The 23,072-nt window shown below is 52.6% G+C and carries 14 protein-coding genes; 12 read left to right on the top strand and 2 right to left on the bottom strand.

The genetic code is table 11. The annotated features are described in order from the left end of the window. Positions 1 to 145: 145 nt before the first annotated feature. The 4 genes from AB1656_10265 to larA all read left to right on the top strand — a co-directional run bounded on the left by AB1656_10265 (position 146) and on the right by larA (position 10,434). The gene (locus AB1656_10265; protein ID MEW6235758.1) at positions 146 to 979 is read left to right on the top strand and encodes a transketolase; all 834 of its coding nucleotides are present in this window, start codon (positions 146 to 148) and stop codon (positions 977 to 979) included. A gap of 155 nt (positions 980 to 1,134) precedes the next feature. After that, entirely contained in the window at positions 1,135 to 2,076 is a 942-nt protein-coding gene (locus tag AB1656_10260) for a transketolase C-terminal domain-containing protein (GenBank protein MEW6235757.1), read from the top strand. A 270-nt stretch (positions 2,077 to 2,346) separates the two neighbouring features. Next, positions 2,347 to 8,787 (top strand): SUMF1/EgtB/PvdO family nonheme iron enzyme, encoded by a 6,441-nt coding sequence (locus AB1656_10255; GenBank protein ID MEW6235756.1) that lies wholly within the window; start codon positions 2,347 to 2,349, stop codon positions 8,785 to 8,787. Between the two features lie 339 nt (positions 8,788 to 9,126). Further along, entirely contained in the window at positions 9,127 to 10,434 is a 1,308-nt protein-coding gene (gene larA, locus AB1656_10250; GenBank protein ID MEW6235755.1) for a nickel-dependent lactate racemase, read from the top strand. A gap of 185 nt (positions 10,435 to 10,619) precedes the next feature. Here the strand turns inward: larA and AB1656_10245 are convergent, their stop codons facing one another. Both AB1656_10245 and AB1656_10240 read right to left on the bottom strand, forming a co-directional pair. Beyond that, entirely contained in the window at positions 10,620 to 11,855 is a 1,236-nt protein-coding gene (locus tag AB1656_10245; GenBank protein ID MEW6235754.1) for a DUF362 domain-containing protein, read from the bottom strand. 214 nt (positions 11,856 to 12,069) lie between these two features. After that, entirely contained in the window at positions 12,070 to 13,080 is a 1,011-nt protein-coding gene (locus tag AB1656_10240; GenBank protein ID MEW6235753.1) for a peptidylprolyl isomerase, read from the bottom strand. 250 nt (positions 13,081 to 13,330) lie between these two features. Between AB1656_10240 and AB1656_10235 the strand changes: the two genes are divergently transcribed. From AB1656_10235 to AB1656_10200, 8 genes are all read left to right on the top strand, one after another. Further along, positions 13,331 to 14,053, top strand: coding sequence for a polyprenol monophosphomannose synthase (locus AB1656_10235; protein ID MEW6235752.1), 723 nt, complete (start codon positions 13,331 to 13,333; stop codon positions 14,051 to 14,053). Continuing rightward, a complete protein-coding gene (locus AB1656_10230; protein MEW6235751.1) occupies positions 13,984 to 15,513 on the top strand; it encodes a hypothetical protein in 1,530 nt (509 codons plus the stop codon). Before AB1656_10235 ends, AB1656_10230 begins: the two co-directional genes overlap by 70 nt. A gap of 666 nt (positions 15,514 to 16,179) precedes the next feature. Further along, complete coding sequence (locus AB1656_10225; GenBank protein ID MEW6235750.1) at positions 16,180 to 17,202, top strand: hypothetical protein; 1,023 nt, start codon at positions 16,180 to 16,182, stop codon at positions 17,200 to 17,202. Next, positions 17,142 to 18,209 (top strand): hypothetical protein, encoded by a 1,068-nt coding sequence (locus tag AB1656_10220; GenBank protein ID MEW6235749.1) that lies wholly within the window; start codon positions 17,142 to 17,144, stop codon positions 18,207 to 18,209. The genes AB1656_10225 and AB1656_10220 overlap by 61 nt, the downstream gene beginning before the upstream one ends. Further along, positions 18,179 to 18,943, top strand: a complete 765-nt coding sequence (locus AB1656_10215; protein ID MEW6235748.1) for a uroporphyrinogen-III synthase — start codon at positions 18,179 to 18,181, stop codon at positions 18,941 to 18,943. Before AB1656_10220 ends, AB1656_10215 begins: the two co-directional genes overlap by 31 nt. Positions 18,944 to 19,281: 338 nt before the next feature. Further along, positions 19,282 to 19,914, top strand: coding sequence for a DUF6398 domain-containing protein (locus AB1656_10210; protein ID MEW6235747.1), 633 nt, complete (start codon positions 19,282 to 19,284; stop codon positions 19,912 to 19,914). A 330-nt stretch (positions 19,915 to 20,244) separates the two neighbouring features. Continuing rightward, positions 20,245 to 21,483: a sialidase family protein gene (locus AB1656_10205; GenBank protein ID MEW6235746.1), complete on the top strand. Its 1,239-nt coding sequence runs from the start codon at positions 20,245 to 20,247 to the stop codon at positions 21,481 to 21,483. Between the two features lie 264 nt (positions 21,484 to 21,747). Then, a complete protein-coding gene (locus AB1656_10200; GenBank protein ID MEW6235745.1) occupies positions 21,748 to 22,857 on the top strand; it encodes a mannonate dehydratase in 1,110 nt (369 codons plus the stop codon). Positions 22,858 to 23,072: the final 215 nt, after the last annotated feature.

Raw genomic sequence — 23,072 nt, 5'->3', positions numbered from 1 at the left:
GGGAAGTTAACCTATTATCGCTTTTATCCCTTACTATTGGACGTTTTTTCGCTCATTTCCCTGGATAATGAGAATGGTTCGTCATCGCAGACGCGAGAGAAGATTCGTTTTTCCATTTTTCTAACCTAAGCAAAAAGGATGGATCATGGTTTTTCAACTTACGCGAGATATAGATACGCTGAAACAATACGCGAAAACCATCCGCATCAACGTCGTCAAAATGCTGACGGAAGCCGCTTCCGGGCATCCCGGCGGCTCTTTATCCGTTGCGGACATCGTTTCCGCCTTGATGTTCGGCGCGATGAAGCACGATCCCGCCAATCCCAAATGGGAGGAGCGCGACCGGTTCATTATGTCCAAAGGGCATTGCGTTCCCGCTTTGTACGCCGCGCTTTCGCTGGCGGGCTATTTCGATGAGAAGGAATTATTAACTCTGCGCCGCTTCGGTTCGCGGCTGCAAGGCCATCCCGACCGGATAAAATTAGAAGCGCTGGAAGCGTCAACCGGCTCGTTGGGGCAGGGGCTTTCCATCGCCGTGGGTATGGCGTTGGCCGCCAAGATGCAAAAATCCTCCTGGCGCACCTATTGCGTTCTGGGCGACGGGGAATGCCAGGAAGGGCAAGTTTGGGAAGCGGCGCTCTCCGCAGGCAAATTCGGCCTTGACAACCTGACAGCGATTCTGGACAACAACAACGGTCAGATCGACGGCTACGTAGAAGACGTGATGCCCCTAACGCCCATCGACGCCAAGTGGCGCGCCTTCAATTGGAAGGTGATCGCTATCGACGGCCACGATATCGGGCAGATACTGCGCGCTTTGGACGAAGCGGCGCAGACGAAGGGATCGCCTACCCTCATTTGGGCTAAAACCGTTAAGGGCAAAGGCGTATCCTTCATGGAAAATAATGTCGGCTGGCATGGCAAAGCCCCCAGCCGGGAGGAAGAGAAGAAAGCGGTTGAAGAACTCGTCAACGCATAAAGCAAGATTGTGGGACGGGGAGACTGGGTGACTGGGGGGTGGCAAGGGCAAGTAAGAATCGTAGGGGGGGCTCAAAGCGAAGCGTAGCCCACCAATCCTAATCTCAAATCGAAGCTCAACACGCCCTTACAATAAAAAAACAGCGGAAGGACATTATGGCAGCAAAAGCGACTCGTCAAGCTTTCGGAGAAGCCTTAGTTGAATTGGCGGAAAAATATCCCGACATCGTCGTTCTCGACGCCGACCTCAGCAAGTCCACGATGACTTGCTATTTCGCCGAAAAATATCCAAGCCGATTTTACGAATTCGGCATCGCCGAGGCCAATATGATCGGCGCGGGCGCGGGTTTGGCGCTTTCCGGAAAAATCCCCTTTGTATGCAGTTTCGCCTGTTTCGTCACCGGGCGCTACGATACGATCCGCATGTCCGTCGGCTATACTCGCTCCAACGTCAAGATCGTCGGCACGCACGCCGGCATCGGCATCGGCGAGGACGGTCATAGCCAAATGGGATTGGAAGACCTGGGGCTGATGCGCGCTATCCCCGGCATGGCGGTGATTCAGCCCTGCGACGAGATCGAAACTAAACAGGCGGTTGCTTTCGCGGCTCAGCATAAGGGGCCGGTCTACCTGCGCCTGACGCGGCAAAAACTGACGGATATCCATCCTTCCACCTATCAATTCGAAGCGGGAAACGGCGTTGTGTTGGCGCCAGGAAACGATATGACGATTTTCGCCACCGGCGGAACGATCCAACACGCTCTCAAGGCTAAAGACCTGCTCTCTTCGGAAAAGATCGACGCCCGCATCGTCAATATCCATACGATCAAGCCCATCGACGAACAATTGATCGTCCAATGCGCCAAGGAGACCTCCTGCCTATTTACAGTGGAAGATCACAGCATCATCGGCGGTCTTGGCTCCGCTGTGGCGGAAGTAATATCCGAGTTCCAACCCGCACCGCTGAAACGCTGGGGCGTCTTGGACGTTTTTGGCGAATCGGGAACGCCGGACGGCTTGTATCATGAATACCGCATCGACGCCGAAGGCATCGCCGAAGCGGCATCCCGCTTCTTCCGCGAGAGATTGACGCAATAATTCCGTTTTCAAATTTATAAAGAAGCCATACATGGGACCTATTCTGGGTCCCATTTTGTTTTTTTAGTATGAACGGAAAGCGAGCGAGAGAGCGCTGGCGAAGGATATTCGATTTTCTGAAAATTCTATAATAATTTATCTCTCTCATTTTCCATTATTTATATAAAATAAAATTACATTTCACTTGACATAACTTATGTTTGGGAAAACAATAGTAACTTGTAGAAATGCGTCAAAACGAAGAATAGAGCGATGAGTGGAGCGAGAACAATGGCTTATAATCGACATTCCCTAAAAGCAAGTTATTACCTTTTTCTTATCGTGTATTCAATCAGCCTGTGCTTTCTGTTGGGAGGCTCAAGTTTCGCCGCCGGTCCGCTTGCGGGCGCCGAACGGAATTCCGTTTCTCCGCTTGCCGCCGCAGCGGACGATGAAAGCGCCGTTTGGTCGCAGCCTCTCAACGCATTCCGATGGCCGAATTTCTATTTCCGCCTTTCCAGCAATCGAACTGATTCCAACGGCAACGGTCTTCGGGAATGCCGTTTTAACATCGATCTTTCCGACTTCAGACAAGACGGCGGCTATAGCGATCAGGAAATCCTCGCTTTCGAAACGGAATTGAGAAATATCGTTCTTCTTTGGAATAACGCCTTGAAATGGGTGGGATTGGAATTCCTCGAAGCGAACGAGGGCAGTCAACATATCACCTTCGCCGCTTCCGTCGAAACGCTGGGAGACGCCGATGCGCTGGGAAGCGCCTCGTTATTCGGCGCCTGGAGCGGCGATTCCGTCTATTACCGCATCAAAAGCAATTATAAATATTTCGGCGCCTATATGAGTTTGCTCGATAACGGCGCTCCTACCGCCGTATTGAAGAATCCGCCGGGAAATCCTTACGTCTATCTTTTTCCTAAATCAAGTTTCGCCGGTAAAGACTCTTCCGGCGGCAACATATCCAAAACGCCGATCAGCCATGTCTTTCATGATTTGATTGGACAGTTATGCGGCTTGATTCCGCCCTGGCAGGCCTATTTGAACTCCAAAAACAGCGCTGCGAACGAATATCTCGTCGACTGGCTCTCTTTGAAGACGATCCAGGGGATTCCCCCCTCCAATCCGTCTTACGCCTATGGCGGAGAAAACTTGAAGAATGGGGGATGGAGCCGGGGATACATCAATTCCTTCATGACCAGCGACGATCCATTTTACGCTATATATCCCGATATAACGCCGCCCATAAAAGCCTTTATCGCCCATTACTACTCCCGCAACAATTACGAAGGCGCCCAGACGCTTCTCGCCCAGGCCATCCAGCAGCATGAGTCTCTCTCGGCGTTGGCGCGCGGCGACGCCATGCAGGAAATCGAGCCGAACGATCAACAGGATCAGAGCGCCTCGATTCAGATTGGACAACTCGTTTTAGGAGCGCTTTCTTCTTCGGATTCGTCCATGATAGAGACGAACGCCGATGCCGCCGATTGGTTCAAGTTTCAAATCGTCAACGCCGACGTGGGAAGAAATCTTTCCGGATCGCTGGGCATCGGCTCCGTGCTGGGCGTGGAAGCGAAGATCGAATTGTTCAGCAGCCAAGGACAGCTGCTGTCGTCCAGCAACAGCGAAGAATATCCCGAAATCGCGTATACGCCGCAGACGGCGGGCGTCTATTATCTTGCCGTGAAAAAGACGGCGAGCGCGGGAAGAGATTATTATTTATCGACCTTTTTCACGGACGGTCAATCCGCCCATAACGCCACGTTTACGGCGACGCCGCTGCCCACGAATACGCCTACGCCCCGGCCGATATCCATTCCTTCCGTGACGGGAGAGTCGGGAGAAACCATTCTGGGATTGGGGCCGCTGGCGGCGGTCGCGTATAGTCCGGAAGGCGCCGTCATCGCGACGGCGGGCGGTTTGGGAGCCTTCTTGTGGGACGTCGAAACGGGCGTTGTTCTCAAGAGGTTGATTGGGCATACCGAAAAGGTCAACGCCATCGCTTTTTCTCCCGATGGAACCAAAGTGGTAACCGGCAGCGACGAAAAGACGGCGATATTGTGGAGTACGTCGACCGGCCTGCCGTTGTTGACGCTTAGCCAGCATACGGACGCTGTAACTTCCGTCGCGTTTTCTCATGACGGAAGCCAGATTCTCACGGGCAGCAAAGACCGGACCGCCATCCTTTGGAATGCAGGGAACGGACAGCCGATTCGTTCTTTTTCCGGCCATAGCCATTGGATCAATTCCGTCGCCTTCTCATCGGACGATGCGAAGATATTGACTGGAAGCCGCGACCGCACCGCCAAGGCGTGGGACAAAGAGAGCGGAGCGATTATCCGCACGTTCAGCAAGCATAACAGTTCCGTTCAATCCGTCGCCTATTCCTCCGATAGTTCCAAGATTCTAACCGGCAGTTCCGATACGACGGCGATCGTATGGGATGCGGAGACGGGCGCCATTCTGCAAACCATCCCCGGCGGCGCCGTGGAATCCGTGGCCTTCTCGCCCGATGGAAAGCAAGTTCTTATCGGACGTTCCGGCGGTACGAAAACTTGGAATGCGGAGACTGGAGCCGCTTTGGTGGTGTTTGGCGATCCCAGCGTCGCAATTCTGTCCGCCGTCTTTTCGCCCGACGGCCAGAAGGTTCTCCTAGGCGACGTCGACAATCTGGCGACGTTATGGAACGCCGCAACCGGCGAAAAAATCCGCGAGTTCAGCGGGCATACCGAATCCTTTTTCGACGCGAAATTTTCTCCCAGCGGTTTGCGCCTCTTAACCGGCAGCAACGACGGCCATGCGCGCATTTGGGACGCCGCGGCGGGAACGGCGCTTCGCGTTCTCGGCGCGCATACGGAGGCGGTTCGTTCCGTCGCCTGGTCGCCTGACGGCGCGAAATTTTTAACGGGAAGCGCGGACGACGATGCCGCCGTATGGGATGCGAAGACGTATGAAATTCTTCGCGTGCTCGGCGGGCACATCAATGACATAAAAGCTGTCGCCTATATGCCAAGAGGCGACAAGGCCGTCACTGGGAGCATGGACGGAACCGCCATTATATGGGATGCGAACGCCGGAAAAATCCTGCGCAAATTCATAGGCCACACGGGTGGAGTAACTTCCGTGGCCGTATCGCCGGACGGATCGGAGTTGCTTACGGGAAGCGAAGACCAGACGGCGCGCTTATGGAATATGGAGACTGGTCAGATTATTTACACGTTCAATGGCCAAAGCAGTTCCATTAACGCCGCGGCCTTTTCTCCCCAAGGCGATTTGATCGCCACGGGGAGCGAGAACGGCATGGCCAGAATATGGAATGCCGTTGAGGGCGTGCAGGTTCAATCCTTTATGTCTCCATCGGCCAGCCTGCAGTCGGTCGTTTTCTCGCCGAATGGACAGTGGCTTCTGACGGCGGGCGTGGGACAAGCGGAATTGTGGCTCCTGACCAGCGGTTCCATAATCAAAACTTTCGGCGGTTTCACCGGCAAGGTTAATTCAGCCGCTTTTTCCGCCGATGGCCGCAAGGTTCTTTGCAGCGGAGACGATGGAACTCTTCGGATTTGGGATATCGGGACGCTGGTGGACGCCACGCCCACTTCGACGCCGACCCCGACGTTTACTCCGACATTCACTCCGACGTTGACATTTACGCCGACGCCGACATTCACGCCGACGCCGACGCCGACCGAAACCTCTACGCCGACGAGGACTTATACGCCAATGCCGACGCCCACGCCGGCGTTATTCGATATTCCTGAGGATACGGTCGTCGTCACCGACGATCTGCAATCGACGGAGAATCTCGTGGGGAAAGTGGATGAAGACGCCGAAGACAATCGGGCGCTGGCGATCCGTTGGAATATAACGGGAGAGAAAATCGCCGATATTCATATTTATGTTCAAGTCAACGGGGGCGAGTCGAGATATCTCGCCAGCGCATCCGGCAAAGACGCCAAATTCTATCTTTGGAAAGAAGGATCGCCATTTTTGAGCGAAGGATTCAAGGGTGGACCGCAATTCAACTCGGCTTACCAATTTATCGTCATCGGCGTCATCAGCGCGGCGGATCGCAAAACGATCATGGCGGAAGAAGGCGTGTCGTTCATCCGTTCCGGCGATCCTACGCCGACGCCCAGCTACACGCCGACGCAAACCTACACCCCGACGAATACGCCGACGAATACGCCGACGCCCGCGCCGGTATTTTTCGATATTGCGGAAAACGTCGTCGTCGTTACTGACGATATGCAAAGTACGGACGACCTGGTCGGGAAACTCGATAAGGACGATCCCGATCATCGCATCCTCGTTATCCGATGGAATATTCCCGACGAATCGGTTACGGCGTTTCACGTTTACGTCAGCATCAACGACGCCTTGCCCGTCTACTTAGGAACCGCGGAAGCAGGAACCTATCCTTACCTGGAATGGCGCGAAGGCTATAGCAAACTGGCCCCGACTTTCCAAAGCGGCCCCCAATTCGGCAATAATTATCGCTTCGCGGTTTTTGGCGTCCGCAGCGGGAAAAATCCCCTACGCATCGACGCCCTGGCTGATGTATTCTACCAATCGACGATATCGGCTACGCCTACGCCGACGATTACTCCGACTTTTACTCCCGCCTCGATCGTTATTCCTTCCAATACGGTCGTGATTACGGACGATTTGCAGTCTACGGTGAACTTGGTCGGGAAATTCGACCAGGACAGCGCCGATAAGAACATCCTGGCCATCCGTTGGAATATATCTAGCGAAGAGATTAATGGATATCACATCTATATCAGCGTCGATCGCGCCGAACCTGTGTTTTTCGCCAGCGCTTCAGTGGAAAAGAATCCTAAGTTCGAATGGCGAAAGAACGCCCCGAATATCGACGCCAAATTCCTTGCCGGCCCTCAATCCAGCCATTTTTACAGTTTCATCGTTTTTGGTTTAAGGACAGGCAAAGTCCCTCTGCGCATTCAAACGGATGGTGAAGTCTATTTCCTGACGGCGGATGCGCCGACGCCGACGCCGACGATTACGCCGACGTTCACTCCCTCCATTTACGAATTGCCGGAGAATACCGTCGCCATAACGGACGATTTGCAATCCACTGCGAATCTGGTAAATGGATACGATCAGGACGATCCCAACGATCGCAGCTTAACCGTCCGCTGGAACTTGAAAGACAGCGAGATTAACGATTATCACGTTTATCTCATTATCGATGGCATTGATACCTACCTGGGCCGAACGGGACGAACGGATGTCTCTTACTTCGAGTGGAGAAAAGGCGCGCCGAATATCTATCGCGCCTTTAGCGATGGGCCGCAGTTCGACAAATCGTATTGGTTCGCCGTATATGGCGTAAGAAGCGGGAAAAAGCCTCTGAAGATTTTTACGGCGGGGCCGGTTCTGTATCTTAGTTCCCAATTTGCTTCGCCGACGCCTACGGTAACGCCGACGCCAACGCCGCCGGGCGTCGTAGTTCCCGACTTGCGGTTGGTGGTTACGGACGATCTTTATTCCACTCAGAACCTCGCCGGCGGCTTCGACGCCGATATCGCCGACAACCGCGTCCTGGTTTTGCGGTGGAATGCGTCGGATACGGAGATCGCGGAATTTCACGCATACGTCTCCGTGAACGGCGCGAAAGCGGTTTTCCTTGCTCGAACGCTGTCGAGTAAACCCTTTTACATGGAATGGAAAAAAGGAAACGAAGCGCTTTCCAAGGACTTTAAAGAAGGACCTCAGTTTGGAAATTGGTATTTCTTTACTGTGTATGGCGTGCGTCCCGGCAAAAAAGTCGTGACCATCGCGGCGGAGAAGCCGGTGTATTTCCTGAGTTCCAGCGAGGCGACGCCAACACCCACGGTAACGCCGGGATCTCCGACTCCCACTCCCACATCGACAGCTATTCCTCTGGCGACAGTAACGCCTGGCGGACCGTTGTCGGGCGATGTCCAGACGATTGCGATTCCGGAACTTCCCGCTGAGGCGAAACCCTTGGAGATGGTTTTGATTCCTCGCGGATCGTTCTTCATGGGCAGTCCGGTTACCGAAGGGGGGGCGTCGGATAATGAAAAGCCTCTACATACCGTAATGCTCACAAAGGATTTCTACCTTGGACGTTTTGAGGTAACGCAGGCCCAATGGACGGCGGTAACGAAGAATGTTCCTACGTCGTTTCTCGGTCCCAATCGGCCTATTATGATGATTTCCTGGTTCGATTGCCTTAAGTTCTGCAACGCTTTAAGCCAACTTGCGGGAAGAACTCCCGCTTATAACCTTGAAACCTTCGAACTGAACGTCAATACCAACGGCTTCCGGCTGCCTACGGAGGCGGAATGGGAATACGCTTGCCGGGCGGGAACGCAGACAAGGTATTATTGGGGCGACGATCCGCTGAATGCGCAACTGGGCGATAACGCCTGGTACGCCGCCAACGCGAATGGCGAAACTCACGCCGTAGGCGCAATGAAGCCCAATCCCTGGACGCTTTTCGATATGTCCGGCAATGTCTGGGAATGGTGCGCCGACGCCTACCAGCCCTTCGCCGCCGAAGCCCAAAACGATCCCCTTGCGAAAAATTCCAGCGGTTTTTACGTCGTGAAAGGCGGGAGTTGGATATCGGGATTGGATAAGAATCATCTTCGTTCGGCGGCGCGGGACGACGTTGCTCCGGAATCGACGTTCAACTTCGTAGGTTTTCGCGTCGCCTGTACGAAGATGCCATGAAACGGATGTTGCATCGCTTCACTTGGGGATAGAGTGGGTATTTGACCGTTATGTTCGTCTATGGAATTTCCAGAGTTGGAAATTCTCGTGAATGCGAAAAGCGGAAGTAAAGACGAATGCCACTCAGCCTGGGGGCGAGCTTCGGCTCGCTCTTTTTTTTGTTTGGAATACGTCGGCGCGCGGGATAGGCGATGGAGAAAGCGGGAAAGCAGAGCGCCGCATTGCTTCATTGCGAAGGTAATGATACTCTTTTATGAAAGGCGCGGCGAACCGCCGCTTCTTCCCGCCAAGGACGGCGAAAAATTTATATTCTCAAAATTGGTTCTTCGGAGGATTTCGATGGATATTGCTTTGGCTTATGGAAAAGAAGGTCTTTCCGTTCGCGTTCCCGATGGCAACGTGATGGGCGTTATTCATATGAATCCAGCCGATCCGTTGCCCGATCCGGAAAGCGCCGTCAGCCAGGCTTTGCTGGCCCCGATCGCATCGCCGCCCTTAGCGAGTATCGCCCAAGGCCGAAAGTCCGCCGTCATCGTCATTTCCGATATAACCCGTCCGGTTCCCAACCGGCTTTTGCTTCCGCCCATTCTCAGAACCATCGAAACGGCGGGCCTTCCCCGCGAGGCTATAACCGTTTTGATCGCCACCGGCATTCATCGTCCCAATCTAGGCGACGAATTAGTGGAGTTAGTGGGGAAGGAGATCGCCGAGAATTTCCGTGTGGAGAACCATTATTCGGAAGATCCCGCCGCTGCGGAATTCATTGGCGAGATCGGCGGCAAGATTCCCGTTTATATCAATAAACATTATCTGAAGGCGGATTTGAAAATCCTGACCGGCCTGGTGGAACTGCACCTCATGGCGGGTTTTTCCGGCGGACGCAAAGCCGTTCTGCCGGGCATTGCTTCGCTGGAAACCATGAAGCGCATGCACGGCTGCCGCATGATTCAGCTCGACGCCGTCTGCAATGGACGCTTGGAAGGAAATCCATTCCACGAAGCCGCCGTGGAAACGGCCAGAAAAGTGGGCGTCGATTTCATCGTCAACGTCACGCTGGACGAAAAGCGGCGCATCACCGGCGTCTTTGCGGGCGATTTGGAAGCGGCTCACGAGCAAGCCTGCGCAAGGGCGGAAAAAAGCGCCATCGTTCCGATCGCCGAACCGGCGGATATCGTCGTCACCACCAGCGGCGGTTATCCCTTGGACAAAACGCTCTATCAATCCATCAAAGGCCTGGTCGCCGCGCTGGAAGCGGTCAAGGAAGGCGGAACCGTCATCCTCGCCGCCCGCAACGAAGAAGGAGCGGGCAGCAAGGATTTCGTCGATCTCCTGCGGCGCTTGAAAGACCCCATGGATTTTTATCGTCTTACCGTAGGGCCGGATTATGTCGCCAAGGATCAATGGATGATCCAGGAATTGGTCAACGGCCTACATCGCTGCGAGTTGCTTTATTATACGGAAGGGATCAGCGATGAGGACTTGCGCGATTTTCTGGTGACTCCAATCCCATCGGTAGAGGATGGCATCCAGCGTGCGCTTGCGCGCCACGGCGCCGGCGCGAAGATTCTGGTTATTCCCGAAGGCCCTTACGTCATGCCCAGACTTCCTAAACCCGTCGAGCGGCTTTATTCATGGCAAACGGCGTAGAGGAGGAATGAATGATGAATGATGAATGATGAATGATGAATGATAAGTCCCCTTACCAAGGCAATGACCGCGACGATAGTGGGAAGAAAAGTAGGATGGGTCGCGTTTTTTGACCCATCATTATTAAATGGAGAATTCATTCCTTTTTATATTCATCATTCCTCATTCATCACTCATCATTCCAATCACGCTCTGGCTCTCTGATAAGTGGGGAGATATTGAAACCTGGCCTTCTCCAAGCCGACGCCGCCAATCTCCAGGTTAGCGAGACGGTTTTCTCCTAGGCCGACTTGCCGCGCCAGCGTCAGGTAGTTGTACCCATTGACGAAAGGCGGCGTACGGTGATCCGCTTCGGGATTGAAGCCCATAACGGCGGCGCCTACGGCGTCGGCGCAGACGGGATTGCGCCCCGCGAGCAACAACCCCGGACGGGCGACGGAAACGATGGAGCGCAGCCACCAGCCCTCGGCGCTCTGGATGGCGCTGATGCCATCCACGACAACGAGATCGATGGGAAGAGCAGCGGCGAGATCGACGATAAAGTGGGGGATGTTGAAACCGTGATCGCCGAGGACGGATTTTCCCGTATACGTCTCGACGGAGGTGAACGGCTTTTTCTCGCAGGTGTGCATGGTGGCGCTGCGGTAACCGACGGCGTTTTCGTCGGGTTCGTTTTTGAGGTCGTCGCCGTAAAGGCTGCTGGGGGGAACGCCGATCAGGTTTTTCATCCCCATCGTAACGCCGCCGGAAACGTGGCTCTTCAATTTTCCGATGGAGACGAAGGCGTCGGTTTCCGTGTAGGTTTTGTTGACTTCCCAAGCGTTGGCGATAAAGCCGCCGTATGGAACTTTCACAAGATCGTATTTTTTATATTCGCCTGCGTTGCGCGTGTTGACGAAACGGACGCGCCCATCCGTCTCCTGCTCGAATTCCTTGGCGTCGTAACCATAGCGGGCGAAGGCTTCCGCATCAGCGCCGCGATAGGGCAGTTGATCGACGATGCGAATCTGCCGGGCGCCGTAATCGGCGAAGAGGCTGACGGCGGCGAGGGCGACCTTCGGATGCACTACGACAGTCATAGCAACGGGCAAGCCCTGCACATGTTCCTCGCCCACGTTGACGAGGTTGATCTTCACCGTAACGAATTTCCCTTTGACCAATTGGCGCACGTCGCCCAATTCGTCGAACATGGCCGCCAGCGAGCGGCGGATGGCGGGATAGTCATAACGCTTGCAAAGCGCCAGCGTAGTAAGAGCGCGGGGAATATTCTTGGGAGCGGGCATTCCGGCAAGAAGGTCTTGCGCCGAGGCGGTTTTCGCAAGAAAAGCTGCCGCGGCGGCGTAACGAAGAAACGAGCGGCGGGAACATACGCCCCAAGGACAATGCGGCGCCTGTCGAGATTCGCGATCGGTCCGATTCATAGCCTGAACCTGCCTGAAAAGATATGGGTATTCCGACTTCTTCATCCATTATAGCCGGAAAGGTTTTTCGCCGTCCACGCTGCAAAATCGTAGGATGGGGCGTGTTTTTTAATCCATCATTTTTTATTTGTAAAAAACCGATGGTTCAAAAAACGCGACCCATCTTACTATTCTCATCATTCATCATTCATCATTCATCACTCATCATTTATTTCTATTTCTTCTCCTCAATAAACGTAAATGTCTCCGGATCGAAGAGGCGTTCGACGTTCAGTTTCTTTCTTTGCTCTTCCATCCAATTCATGAAGTATTCCTGCTTGTAGTCGTTAACGAGCTGATCGTGGATTTCCTGTTGGGCGCTTTCGAGCGATTCTTCGCGGCTGACGGACCAGACGATGTGATAGCCGATGTCCGTTTCCACGACGGGGCTGACTTTATTGGCTTCCAGGTCGAAGGCGGCTTTGAGAAATCGGGGATCGAACTTGGGATCGTCCCGCTGGACGAAGCCGAAATCGCCGCCCTTGGCGATGGTGTAGGGATCGTCGGAATAGAGATGAGCGAGTTCGGCGAAGGTCTGGGCGGGATTGTCTCCGATCAACTGCCGGATTTGCTCCGCTTTCTGGCGGGCGATCGCGCGCGGCCCCTCGCCTTCGTCCTTGTTCGCTTTGATGAAGATGGCGCTGAGGCCCAAGCGGGCGGGATATTGGAATTGGCGGATATTTTGGTAATAGTAATCTTTAATCATTCCGGGTGCGGGCTGGTAATCGGCGCTGTTCATCTTTTCGCTTTGAAGGATTTTCAGCGTTAGATTGTCGTGAATGGTTTCCTTGACTTTTTCTTCCGTCAATTGGTAGTTCTTGAGAAATTGATCGTAGAGACCTTGGCCGGTCAATGTTTTCTTAAAGAGATCGAATTCTTCCTCGACGGCTTCCGCCGTAGGTTCGACGCCAGCTTCCTGGGCGGCGTATTTCATGACGTAGATGTCGAGGATGCTTTGGTAAATGTTGGGAGCGGCTTTCTTATAATGCTCCTGGCCTTCCTTAGAGTCGAATTCCAATCCCGCCTTGACGACGGCCAGGCGGCCCAGATATTCCATTTCGTTCATATAAACCGGAAAACCTTTGACGCGGGCGATCATGGGGCCTGGATCCGTCTTCTTGAAGCAGTAGGCGGCGGATAGGCAAAGCAGGCAGGACAGAAGGCCGATTTCGATTCGATAGCGCATTTTCAGTTCATCCCTTTGCGATGGTTAATTGAGACAATTGCAGATTCATCTATTCCTCCCCCAAGTTTGGGGGAGGTTAGGAGGGGATTGATTTTGTTGGACTAAAAATACCCCCCCTCTAACTCCCCCCATCTTGGGGGGAGAATTAAAAGTAAGACAATATTCTTTTTGCATGAGCCTCATCAGTATAATATTATCAGGGTAATATAGACCATTATTATTGTTTAATGGAGACGCGGACGGAAATCCGATGAAATCCGATATTCTGGTTTTTTTGCCTACTTATAATGAACGGGAGAACCTTCCGGTTTTGGCGGAGCGGCTATTCGCTTTGCCTTACGATTTGTCGATATTGGTTGTGGACGATATGTCTCCCGACGGTACGGGCGAGGTTGCGGAGGAATTGGCGCGGAAATACGAAGGGCGGGTGCGCACAATTCACCGCGACGGCCCCCGCGGACGGGGCAAAGCGGGCATCGCCGGACTCTCCGAAGCGTCGCGCAGTGGGTGTCGTTTCGTGGTTGAAATGGACGCCGACCTCTCTCACGATCCCGCCGATCTGCCGCAATTGCTGGAAGCGGCGCAAGAGGCGGACGTCGTCATCGGCTCGCGCTATATTCAAGGCGGAAGCGCGGAGCAATTCGGACTATTGCGCTCGCTCAACAGTAAAACGGCGCGATGGCTCAGCGTTTTATTTCTGGGCTTGAATTATACCGATCCCACGTCGGGATACCGCGTCTATCGGCGAGAAGCGCTGGAATGCTTGCCGTGGGACGCCATGATTTCCGATGGCCCGTCCATCGTAGAGGAGACGCTTTACTACCTAAAACGGAATGGAGCGCGAATCGTGGAGCGCCCCATTTTCTATCGACAACGAGGCGCCGGAACCACGAAGATCACTCCATGGATTATAATGCGATGGATCGCAGCCATGATGCGGATCCGCCGGGCGGCGAACCGGCGAAAAATATGAAGCGCCAAGAACTCAATCCGCAAGTTTTTTTGACTTGGCTGGTTTTGGGATGGTGCGCGCTGTATGCGTGCCTGTTTCTCTATCACGGCGCGCGCATCATTCTTTATCCCTACGATCTCGATAACAGCGAGGCGTTTCTCGTCTATCAGGGCGAACGGCTGGCGCATGGCCAATTTCTCTATCGTTCGCTGGCCGAGCCGCCCTATCTCGTCGACAATTATCCCCCGCTCTATCCCCTGCTGATGGCGGCGGGATTCTATTTTACGGGAACGAATTTTCATTGGCCGCGTTTTCTATCCCTCGCGGCGACGATTTTGACGGCGGGGATTTTGTCGTTATGGACTTATAAGCAAACGCGGAACGCCAAAGCGTCCGTATTTGCTGGATTGGTCTATCTTTCCTTCTATCACGTTTACGATTGGTGCGCCTATGCGCGAGTAGACGCCGTTGGCTGCGTTTTGGCGGCGGCGGGATTGTTGATCTTCGAAAAATCGCGTTCGTGGAGAGCGGCCTTGCCGTGGCTATTGGCGGCGCTAATCACGCGGCAGACGCTTTTCGCCGCGCCGTTGGCTGTAGGAGCGAGCCTTTATTGTTCCAACCGCCGCGATGCGTTGCGCTATTTAACGGCGTTGGCGGGCGCGGGCGGCTTGTTGTTCGCGCTACTCATCCTCGCCTCGCGGGGCGGCGCGTTTTATCATTTGATCTTATACAACGCCAACGCCTTTCGCATGAGCGACGTCAAGTATTATCTCTGGCATTGGGTAACGTTTTATACTGTATGGGGCTGCGCTCCGCTGGCAATTTTGTTTTGGCGCCGTTGCAGTAACGATTTGGAAGGCGGCGGGCATCCGTTGCTGTTTTGGTTCGTTTTATTCTCGATAGGCGAAGCGGCGTTATGCGGAAAAATCGGCTCCGCGCCCAATTATCTGTTGTCGCTAGCGGCGGCAGCGGCGGTCAGCGCGGGGATAGTATACGGCGCCTTCGAGCGTTTGGCCGACGAGCCATCTCCGCAAAATGTTCATCGCGCTCCGTTAATTTTCTTCTTGTGCGCCTGCGTTTTTCAACTGGGACAGACTTGGCATTGGCCGCATTCGAAGAACGATTTTTCCTATACGCCGACACAGCAGGACGCGCAAGCCGGGCGCATGGTGGAGCGGGAACTCGCGGGATTGGAAGGACCGGTATTGTCCGACCTGGCGGGGGCGGCGCTGATGGCGGGGCATCCTCCCGTTTACGAACCGTTCATCTGTACGCAACTTTCCTTGCAAGGGTATTGGGATCAGGAATTATTATTGAAAAGAATACGGAATAAAGAATTCGTTCGCGCCGTCATGTGGTTCGATCTTCAGGATCGATGGGATGGTGAGCGGTTTACGCCGGAGATGATCGAAACGCTGCGCAGCCATTACGCGCTGGAGCGGCATGTGGGAAAATATTATATATATGCGCCGAGGATCTAGCGCGGCGGTTGGGTTTTGCTTGAATATAATTTACTTACGTTATGAACAATGTGATGTATAAAGGAACTATTATAATCATCGTTTTGAATCACGAAAACACGAAACTAAAAGAGAAAACACGAAAAAAACATAAATTGAAAATAAACAATTGGCGCATGGCATCCCGCCGTGAGGAAGTTTTTTCCGTAGAAACCAAATGAATCCATGATCTCCGTGATTCGGAAATTTCGTGGAATTCGTGCGCTTTCGTGATTTTGTGATTCAAAAACACGAGGGGTGGCAAGGGCAAGGTTGTTTCTGCCTTTGATGAATACCTTCGACTTGTGGGTAAATATCATACCCTTCACTTGGGAGGAAAAACCGTGATTCACGATCCTATCGTTGAAGAGATTCATCGAATCAGGGAAAAACTCTCCCAAAAATTTCAGTTTGACATTAGGAAAATTTTCGAAGACGTTAAACAAAGGGAATCTCTACATCCTGAAAAACTCGTCAACCTTCAGACGAAACAAGAAAAAAAATCACCCGGAAGATAAAAGTTAGATGGATTATGTTTTTCGACCAGCCAGTATTCAATGGATGAAATAATCAATGGGTTAAACGGTATAGCCCATCCTTCGCTTTATATTAATTATTTAGGTTATTGCGACGGAGGTAAATGTTTTCATGCGGGAGCGATTTTCCAAATTGCGCAGAGATTCGCATCATGGCGGGTGGGTGCTGATGACTCACGATCCCGAACGGGAGCAGTTGCTCGCCGTTTCCAAAGAGAGCTGGCCGCAGGATCGATTCAACGTGCTGAAAGACCCGCAAACGGCGGGGGCTGTGGTGGTTTGGAGCGCCGGGTCCAACCTGCCCGGCGTTGGTCCCCGCATGGTGCGGGTAGCTGCCAACCGTTTTCCCCTTTACCGCGTGGAGGGGCAGGAGGATCGCGAAGGGGTGGGGATGTACGACATGATGCGGGGCGTCGGCGCCCACGAAATCGTCATCGAAAGCGACAATCCCCAAGATACACTTATCACCATGAAGCCGCAGCATTACGCGCTGACGCTGCAAGCGTTCCGCGAGCGCATCACCGATCTGCGCAAAGACCAGCGGATGCGCTCTTTCTCCATATTCCGCGAATGGGAATGCGGAAAACCTGTGCATCCCCATTCCCAGCTGATCGCCAGCGCCATCATCCCGCTGGGATTGAAAGACGAGTTGGTCGCCGCCCGCGATTATTACAATTACAAGGAACGATGTTTATTTTGCGACGCCATCAAGCAGGAGATCAACGATAAGGAGCGGCTGGTCAAAGCGACGGCGGATTACGTTTCCTATTGTCCTTTCGCCTCGCGTTATCCTTTTGAAGTGCATCTTTTCTCCCGCCGTCATTCCGCCGATTTTTGCACCGAGCCGCCCGACCGCTTCCCCGCGTTGGCGGAAATGATTCGCGATGCGGCTTACCGGTTGGAGGCGGCGGTTCCGGGATGGCGCATTCTCATGGTTTTGCATACGATGCCCGTTTTTCCTCCCCGGCGGGAATACGTCTGCACCATATCGCTGGATTATCATTGGCATATCGAATTTCTGCCGCAGCCGCCCGGCTTTTTGGATTGGTTCGCCCGTACGGGAACGCATGTGGAATGCACTCCGCCGGAAGACGCGGCCGCCTATCTGCGCGGCGTGAAAGTATCCGCGCCGTGATGGACATGGCTTCCATCTTCATCCAAATTAGAAAAAACGCTTATGTCCCGATGCGTGCGTTTTTCGTTACCATTTCCCTGACGCTTCTTCTCTATTCCTTGAAATGGATTCCCCCCGTAGGAGCGGACGGTTGGTTCATGGAATCCCTGATTACGGAGAAGGGGTTTCCGATGTACTACCGTTCGATTCTGACGGTATGGATTCATAAAGCATTCTATATTTTCCTTCATCCTTTCGGAGTCAGCGGTTGGAACGCCTTGGCGGCGAGCAGTTCGCTGGCGGGCGCCATCGCGTTGCAAGCGTTGTGGGCGATGCGGAGGAGTTGGCTGTTTCTGGTTGTCAATGTTTTCTGCGGTTCGTTTCTTGTATTCGTCGGCCATGTGGAAAATTACGCTTGGGTGAACGCTTTTCTTCTTCTTGCTTTTTGGGCGGCGCAGCGCTGGCTGGAGGGGGAAGGACGAGCCTGGCCGGTTGGCGTTTTCTTCGCGCTGGCGTGCTTGTCGCACATGCTGGCGATTTTTTATATCCCGGCAATGGCTTACTTGTTTTGGAGGAAGCGAGATTACGATCCGTTAGAAATATTGATCCCGTTGCTGGCGTTTATCGGATTGACAATAGGGCTGACTCTCGCTTTTCCCATGTTAGGAACGGATAATGGCCTTGAGCGGCTGGTGCCGTTGTTTCATAAGACGCCCAATCATCACCGGTTTCTCTTTTTCGATGGGGCGCATTTCAAAATGCTGGCTTCCTTTCACCAGCGGGCGGCGTTTTTGGGGATTCCAATCGAGTTGCCGCTGCTGTTTCTGTTAAGAAAGGGGATCAATTCGCTCTATTTGCGCTTCTTGTTTGTATGCGTACTCTGCGGATTGGGCTGGACGACGATTTGGCATCCCGACTGGGGCGGAAACGATTGGGACCTCTTCAGCCAGTTCGCCATTCCGCTGCATGTACTGTTGGGATTTTTACTGACGAATCTATGGAAGAAAAGATCAAAGGACGAATATTGATTCTTCGCGGCGGCGAAGACGTGGATGAGACGGCGGAGAAGATTCGCCGGGCGGGATGGACGCCTATCGCCTGTCCCATGATCGAGTTTTTGCCGCCGGAAGATTACGAACCGTTAGACGAAGCCATCCGTTCGTTGGAGCGTTACGATTGGATATTCTTCACTAGCGCCCACAGCATCCGTTTTTTCGCCCGTCGTGTGGAAGTATTAAACCGCAACGAAGCCGTGGGCGCGGCGAAATTGGCGGCGATTGGCCCTGCTACGCAACGGGCGGCGCTGGCATTGGGCTGGCGCCTGGATTTCATCGCCGAACGGTCATCGGCGGAAGGTTTTTTCGAGGAATTCCGGCAGAAATACGCCATTCGCAGCCAGCGTTTTTTGTTACCGTTATCCAACATCGCCCATCGAACGATGCCTGATTTATTGCAGGAGTATGAAGGCGATGTGAACGCCGTCGTCGCTTACCGCAACGAACCGGTCAAGGAAATCCCGCAGGATGTTATTGGGCTATTATCGGAAGGAGCGATGGATTGGACGCTGTTTACCAGTCCTTCCACGGCGCGGAATTTTTTTGCCGTCCTGCGCGATCATCCCAATGCTCAAAACGGAGTGCGCGCCGCGTCGATCGGTCCCACAACGAGCCAGGCGCTGCGCGAACTCGGCTTTCCGCCCATCGTGGAAGCGCAAACCCATACGCTGGACGGCCTCCTCGCCGCTATACTATTGACTCCATAAGTTCATTGTGATATCCCTTCAATAGAAAAGAAGAAATGTTTTATTTCTCCAAACGGTAGAGGGATTTTTTTAAATTGGGTCGAAGCGTTTCTGCGTCCGCGCTTTAATCGCCTCGGAAATTCGCGCTCACCAGGAAAGGAATTTCCGGTAATTCCAATCGTCATTGAATTTGTCGCTTTTAAAATCCCTCTCCCAAGATTGGGAGAGGTTAGGTGAGGGTTGATATTATTAGATTTACTATTCCCTCACCCTAACCCTCTCCCAGAGGGCGAGGGAACTTAAAAGCAACAATCTAAATGCAGACTGGTATAATTCCAATTTCTAGATTCGGAGCATCCATGGAACTCAAATCGACAAAAACGGAAAAGACCATTCGTCTCGATGAAATAAAGGAACTGTTAATATCTTTTTTTGCGAAAAACTTGAATGAAGATTATTTACGTTATTCTCTGAATTTGTGCGACCGTATCAAAGAGCAGAAATCGCTCTCGATGAATCGCGGGAAAAAAGAAGTCTGGGCGGCGGCTATCGTGTTTGTGATCGCCAGGCTGAATTTCTTGTTTGATAAGGATAACGATAATTATATAAATTCCAATGCGATTTGCGATTTCTTCGGAACGAAAAAATCCACAACAGGAAACAAGGCCTCTGAAATTGCAGCTGCCTGCGATCTTGTTTATGGGGAAGAGGGCTTGTCGGATCCGCGCATCAACAAGCAATTTTCTTTTGTCTATTTGGAGAATGGAATGATTGTTCCGAAAGAGTTGATAGGAGATAAAGAGATCGTTTTGAATATCGTTACGGAAAAGGAAGCCGAGGAAATCGATCGTTGCATGGAAGAACGGCGCCGATTGAGAAAAGAAAAAGAACGAGAAAAAAAGGAACGGCGGGCGGAGATCAACCGTAAAATCGCAGAGGAAGAAAAAAAGCAGAAAGAGTGCGATCAGCCCAATCTATTCGACGATCTATAAATCGATGAATCGAACCCATATCCAAGTTCGGCCTCTATGGCTGCCCTCAAACGATCGTTGCCGGTCTCAGGGCAACCGCATGAAATCCCTCAAGCGAAGAATCGCCTAAGAATGATGCGTAATAACATCCTTATCACCCAAAAGGTGAACGGATTGTATTTTGTAAATCGCTGAATTTCGTTTACTTATCACTCGTCACTTGTCACTAATCACTGTTTTTAGGATGATAGACTCGAAACAAGATGGTTTTCCATACAATGATCGGCGCTAAAACAGCGTTGGCATTGGAAGGATTCAGCCGTCGATCGTTCGTAGGAAGGGTGAAGAAAAATGATTCGACAATCTTACATGATTCTCAGCATAAGCTTTATCGGTTTATATGGCATGATTTCCTTTGCGGAGGAAAAACCTTGGCATCAAGCCGAGGTCGTCTTTCCTGGAGAGAACATACACAATCACGGTTCCTGCATCGTCGAATGTCCTAATGGCGACCTTTTGGTTTGTTGGTTTCATGGAGGCGAACGTCAGTCGGATAACGCGTATATCGAAGGCGCGCGTTGGGTAAAGCGAATGGGAAAGTGGACGGATCGCTTTCTCATGGCGGATACTCCCGGCTTTCCCGATACGAATTGCTGCATGATTATCGATCCGGAAGCGCGGCTTTGGCTGTTGTGGCCAACCATCCTGGCCAATACCTGGGAGAGCGCCCTCATGAAATACAAAACCTCCACCAACTATATGCGCGCCGAAGGACCGCCGGTATGGGATTCCATGAATGTTCTTCATATCAAACCCGGAGATGATTTCGAACAGAAGGTCAGAACCAAAAGCGAAGAATATCTTAAATCGCTAAACATAACGCCTGATGATCGCATACGGCAATGGATCGACCACAATAACCGTCAAGCGGCGGATAAACTGACCCGTCGTCTTGGATGGTTCACTCGCGGCCACCCTATCGTTCTGAACGAAAAAACTTTGTTGGTGGGATTGTATTCCGATGGCTTCTCCTTTTCTCTCGCCGCCATGACGGACGATTGGGGCGAAACCTGGCGCTTCAGCGATCCCATCGTGGGCGGGGGCAATATCCAACCCACTTTCGCGAAAAAGAAAGACGGCTCGCTTGTCGCCTATATGCGCGATAACGGTCCCGAACCCATGCGGGTGCATGTTTCCGAATCGAAGGACAACGGCATGAGCTGGAGCACGGTATACGACCATCCCTTATTGCCGAATCCGGGCGCGGGACTGGAAGTCGCCAATTTAAACGACGGCGATTGGATCGTCATTTATAACGATACGGAAGAAGGACGCCATAGCTTGGCCGTTTCGATCTCTCAGGATGAAGGGAAAACCTTCCAATGGACGCGGCGTCTCGAATACAAAGAACCCGGTCAAGGCGGCAGCTTCAGTTATCCATCCATCATTCAAACGCGCGATGGTCTCCTGCATGCGTCGTATACCTACAATAATTCGGGACAAGCGGATCCCCGCGAAAACGGCAAAACCATTAAACACGCCGCCTTCAACAAAGCGTGGATTATGGCGGGCGATCCTGTCAACCGCTGATGATTGCTTAATCCAACCGGCGCTGCATTCGCTGGGCAAACGTTAGCGGCGGCGGGAATCTCTCCTTGGGCCGATCTTTCTTTTCCAGTAACAGTGTACCCGATTGAAGAGAAATCCTTGCTTTTTAAGCCCTGAAAGGGCGAAATAATAAATTCGTATTTCTTCTCTTCATACAGTTAAATAGTATCGTGGATTCGAATCCAATCCAATTTAGTTTCCAAAAAACGAATCGAGGATTCATTTGTCCAGAAAAGGATATAAATCATGCAAAAGATTCACCGAAGAAAATGGATTCAAAACAATATCGCCATGATGGCGGGAGGCGCCGCCGCAATAGGCATGTCTTCCATCGTTCCCTCCAGCTCAATGGAAACCTCTCCGAATACGGCGAAAGAAGGCGTCAAACTGGCTTTGGCGTTGCCGCATCGCGATAAAGATCGATGGAAACTCGCCCTACAGATCGGGGTTTCCCATGCCATCGTCAACGTCCAGGGGATTTTGCGAAGAATCCCTCGGGATCAATACGCCGATGCCTTGGCGAAAGTCAAAGAGGATTTTAACTCGGCGGGTATGACGATCGCCGGAGTGGAAAGCCACCCCGTTAACGCCGAGCGAATCAAGCTGGGATCGCCTGGCCGCGATGAGGATATCGAGAACTATAAAGCGGCAATTACGGCGATGGGAAAAACCGGCATCCCGATGTGCTGTTACAACTTCATGGCTGGGCTGGGCTGGTATCGCACCCGAGTCGATGTTCCGGAACGAGGCGGCGCTTTGACCTCCGAATTCGAGGCTCAAGCCGCCGAGAAGCAGGGATTGACGAAGTGGGGCGCAATTCCTGAAGCAACGATCTGGGAGAATCTGACTTACTTTCTGAAGCGAATTATCCCCGTGGCGGAAGAGGCGGGCGTTCGGATGGCTCTGCATCCCGATGATCCGCCCATCTCGCCGTTAAGGGGCATCGGGCGCATTCTCACCAGCGTGGAAAATTATCGCCGCGTTCTCGACATCGTTCCCAGCCCCATGAACGGCATCGCGTTTTGCCAGGCCAATTTCAAAGCCATGGGAGAAGACATCGAAAAGGCGGCCAAGGAATTCTGCGAACAGAAGAAAATATTCTTTGTTCATTTCCGCGACATCGAAGGACAAGGCCAGCGCTTCCGCGAAACGTTCCACGATAACGGCCCCACCAACATGCCGCGCATGTTGCAGATTTATCACGACGCCGGATTTACTGGCCCCATCCGTCCCGATCACGCGCCGACGTTGATTGGAGAAAGCAACGATAATCCCGGCTATGCCGTGTTGGGCAAGGTCCTGGCGATCGGCTATATGAAGGGAATCATGCAGGCGTTAAATATTCCTTGCCAATAAACGGCATAATACCAGAATGCGTTAGGATTATTGCTTATATATTCCCTCGCCCTCTGGGAGAGGATTAGGGTGAGGGAATAATATGTCTACTAATATCAACCCTCACCTAACCTCTCCCAATCTTCAAGGATTTATAAGGGGGAGAAAATTTGACTCTACGGTTAGCGAAAGCGAAAGTCAAGTTTGAAGTTGTAAAGCCATGGGATGCGGGGATC

Source organism: Candidatus Omnitrophota bacterium (genome assembly GCA_040755155.1).
Classification (GTDB): domain Bacteria; phylum Hinthialibacterota; class Hinthialibacteria; order Hinthialibacterales; family Hinthialibacteraceae; genus JBFMBP01.
Note: the sequence above shows the minus strand (reverse complement) of the source record. Positions and strands in the feature narration are given on the sequence as shown.

What these genes read in the sequence shown, in the direction of transcription:
- AB1656_10265 (MEW6235758.1), top strand. Translation starts at nt 146, where the DNA reads ATGGTTTTTCAACTTACGCGAGATATAGATACGCTGAAACAATACGCG.
- AB1656_10260 (MEW6235757.1), top strand. Translation starts at nt 1,135, where the DNA reads ATGGCAGCAAAAGCGACTCGTCAAGCTTTCGGAGAAGCCTTAGTTGAA.
- AB1656_10255 (MEW6235756.1), top strand. Translation starts at nt 2,347, where the DNA reads ATGGCTTATAATCGACATTCCCTAAAAGCAAGTTATTACCTTTTTCTT.
- larA (MEW6235755.1), top strand. Translation starts at nt 9,127, where the DNA reads ATGGATATTGCTTTGGCTTATGGAAAAGAAGGTCTTTCCGTTCGCGTT.
- AB1656_10245 (MEW6235754.1), bottom strand. Translation starts at nt 11,855, where the DNA reads ATGAATCGGACCGATCGCGAATCTCGACAGGCGCCGCATTGTCCTTGG.
- AB1656_10240 (MEW6235753.1), bottom strand. Translation starts at nt 13,080, where the DNA reads ATGCGCTATCGAATCGAAATCGGCCTTCTGTCCTGCCTGCTTTGCCTA.
- AB1656_10235 (MEW6235752.1), top strand. Translation starts at nt 13,331, where the DNA reads ATGAAATCCGATATTCTGGTTTTTTTGCCTACTTATAATGAACGGGAG.
- AB1656_10230 (MEW6235751.1), top strand. Translation starts at nt 13,984, where the DNA reads ATGGATTATAATGCGATGGATCGCAGCCATGATGCGGATCCGCCGGGC.
- AB1656_10225 (MEW6235750.1), top strand. Translation starts at nt 16,180, where the DNA reads ATGCGGGAGCGATTTTCCAAATTGCGCAGAGATTCGCATCATGGCGGG.
- AB1656_10220 (MEW6235749.1), top strand. Translation starts at nt 17,142, where the DNA reads ATGCACTCCGCCGGAAGACGCGGCCGCCTATCTGCGCGGCGTGAAAGT.
- AB1656_10215 (MEW6235748.1), top strand. Translation starts at nt 18,179, where the DNA reads ATGGAAGAAAAGATCAAAGGACGAATATTGATTCTTCGCGGCGGCGAA.
- AB1656_10210 (MEW6235747.1), top strand. Translation starts at nt 19,282, where the DNA reads ATGGAACTCAAATCGACAAAAACGGAAAAGACCATTCGTCTCGATGAA.
- AB1656_10205 (MEW6235746.1), top strand. Translation starts at nt 20,245, where the DNA reads ATGATTCGACAATCTTACATGATTCTCAGCATAAGCTTTATCGGTTTA.
- AB1656_10200 (MEW6235745.1), top strand. Translation starts at nt 21,748, where the DNA reads ATGCAAAAGATTCACCGAAGAAAATGGATTCAAAACAATATCGCCATG.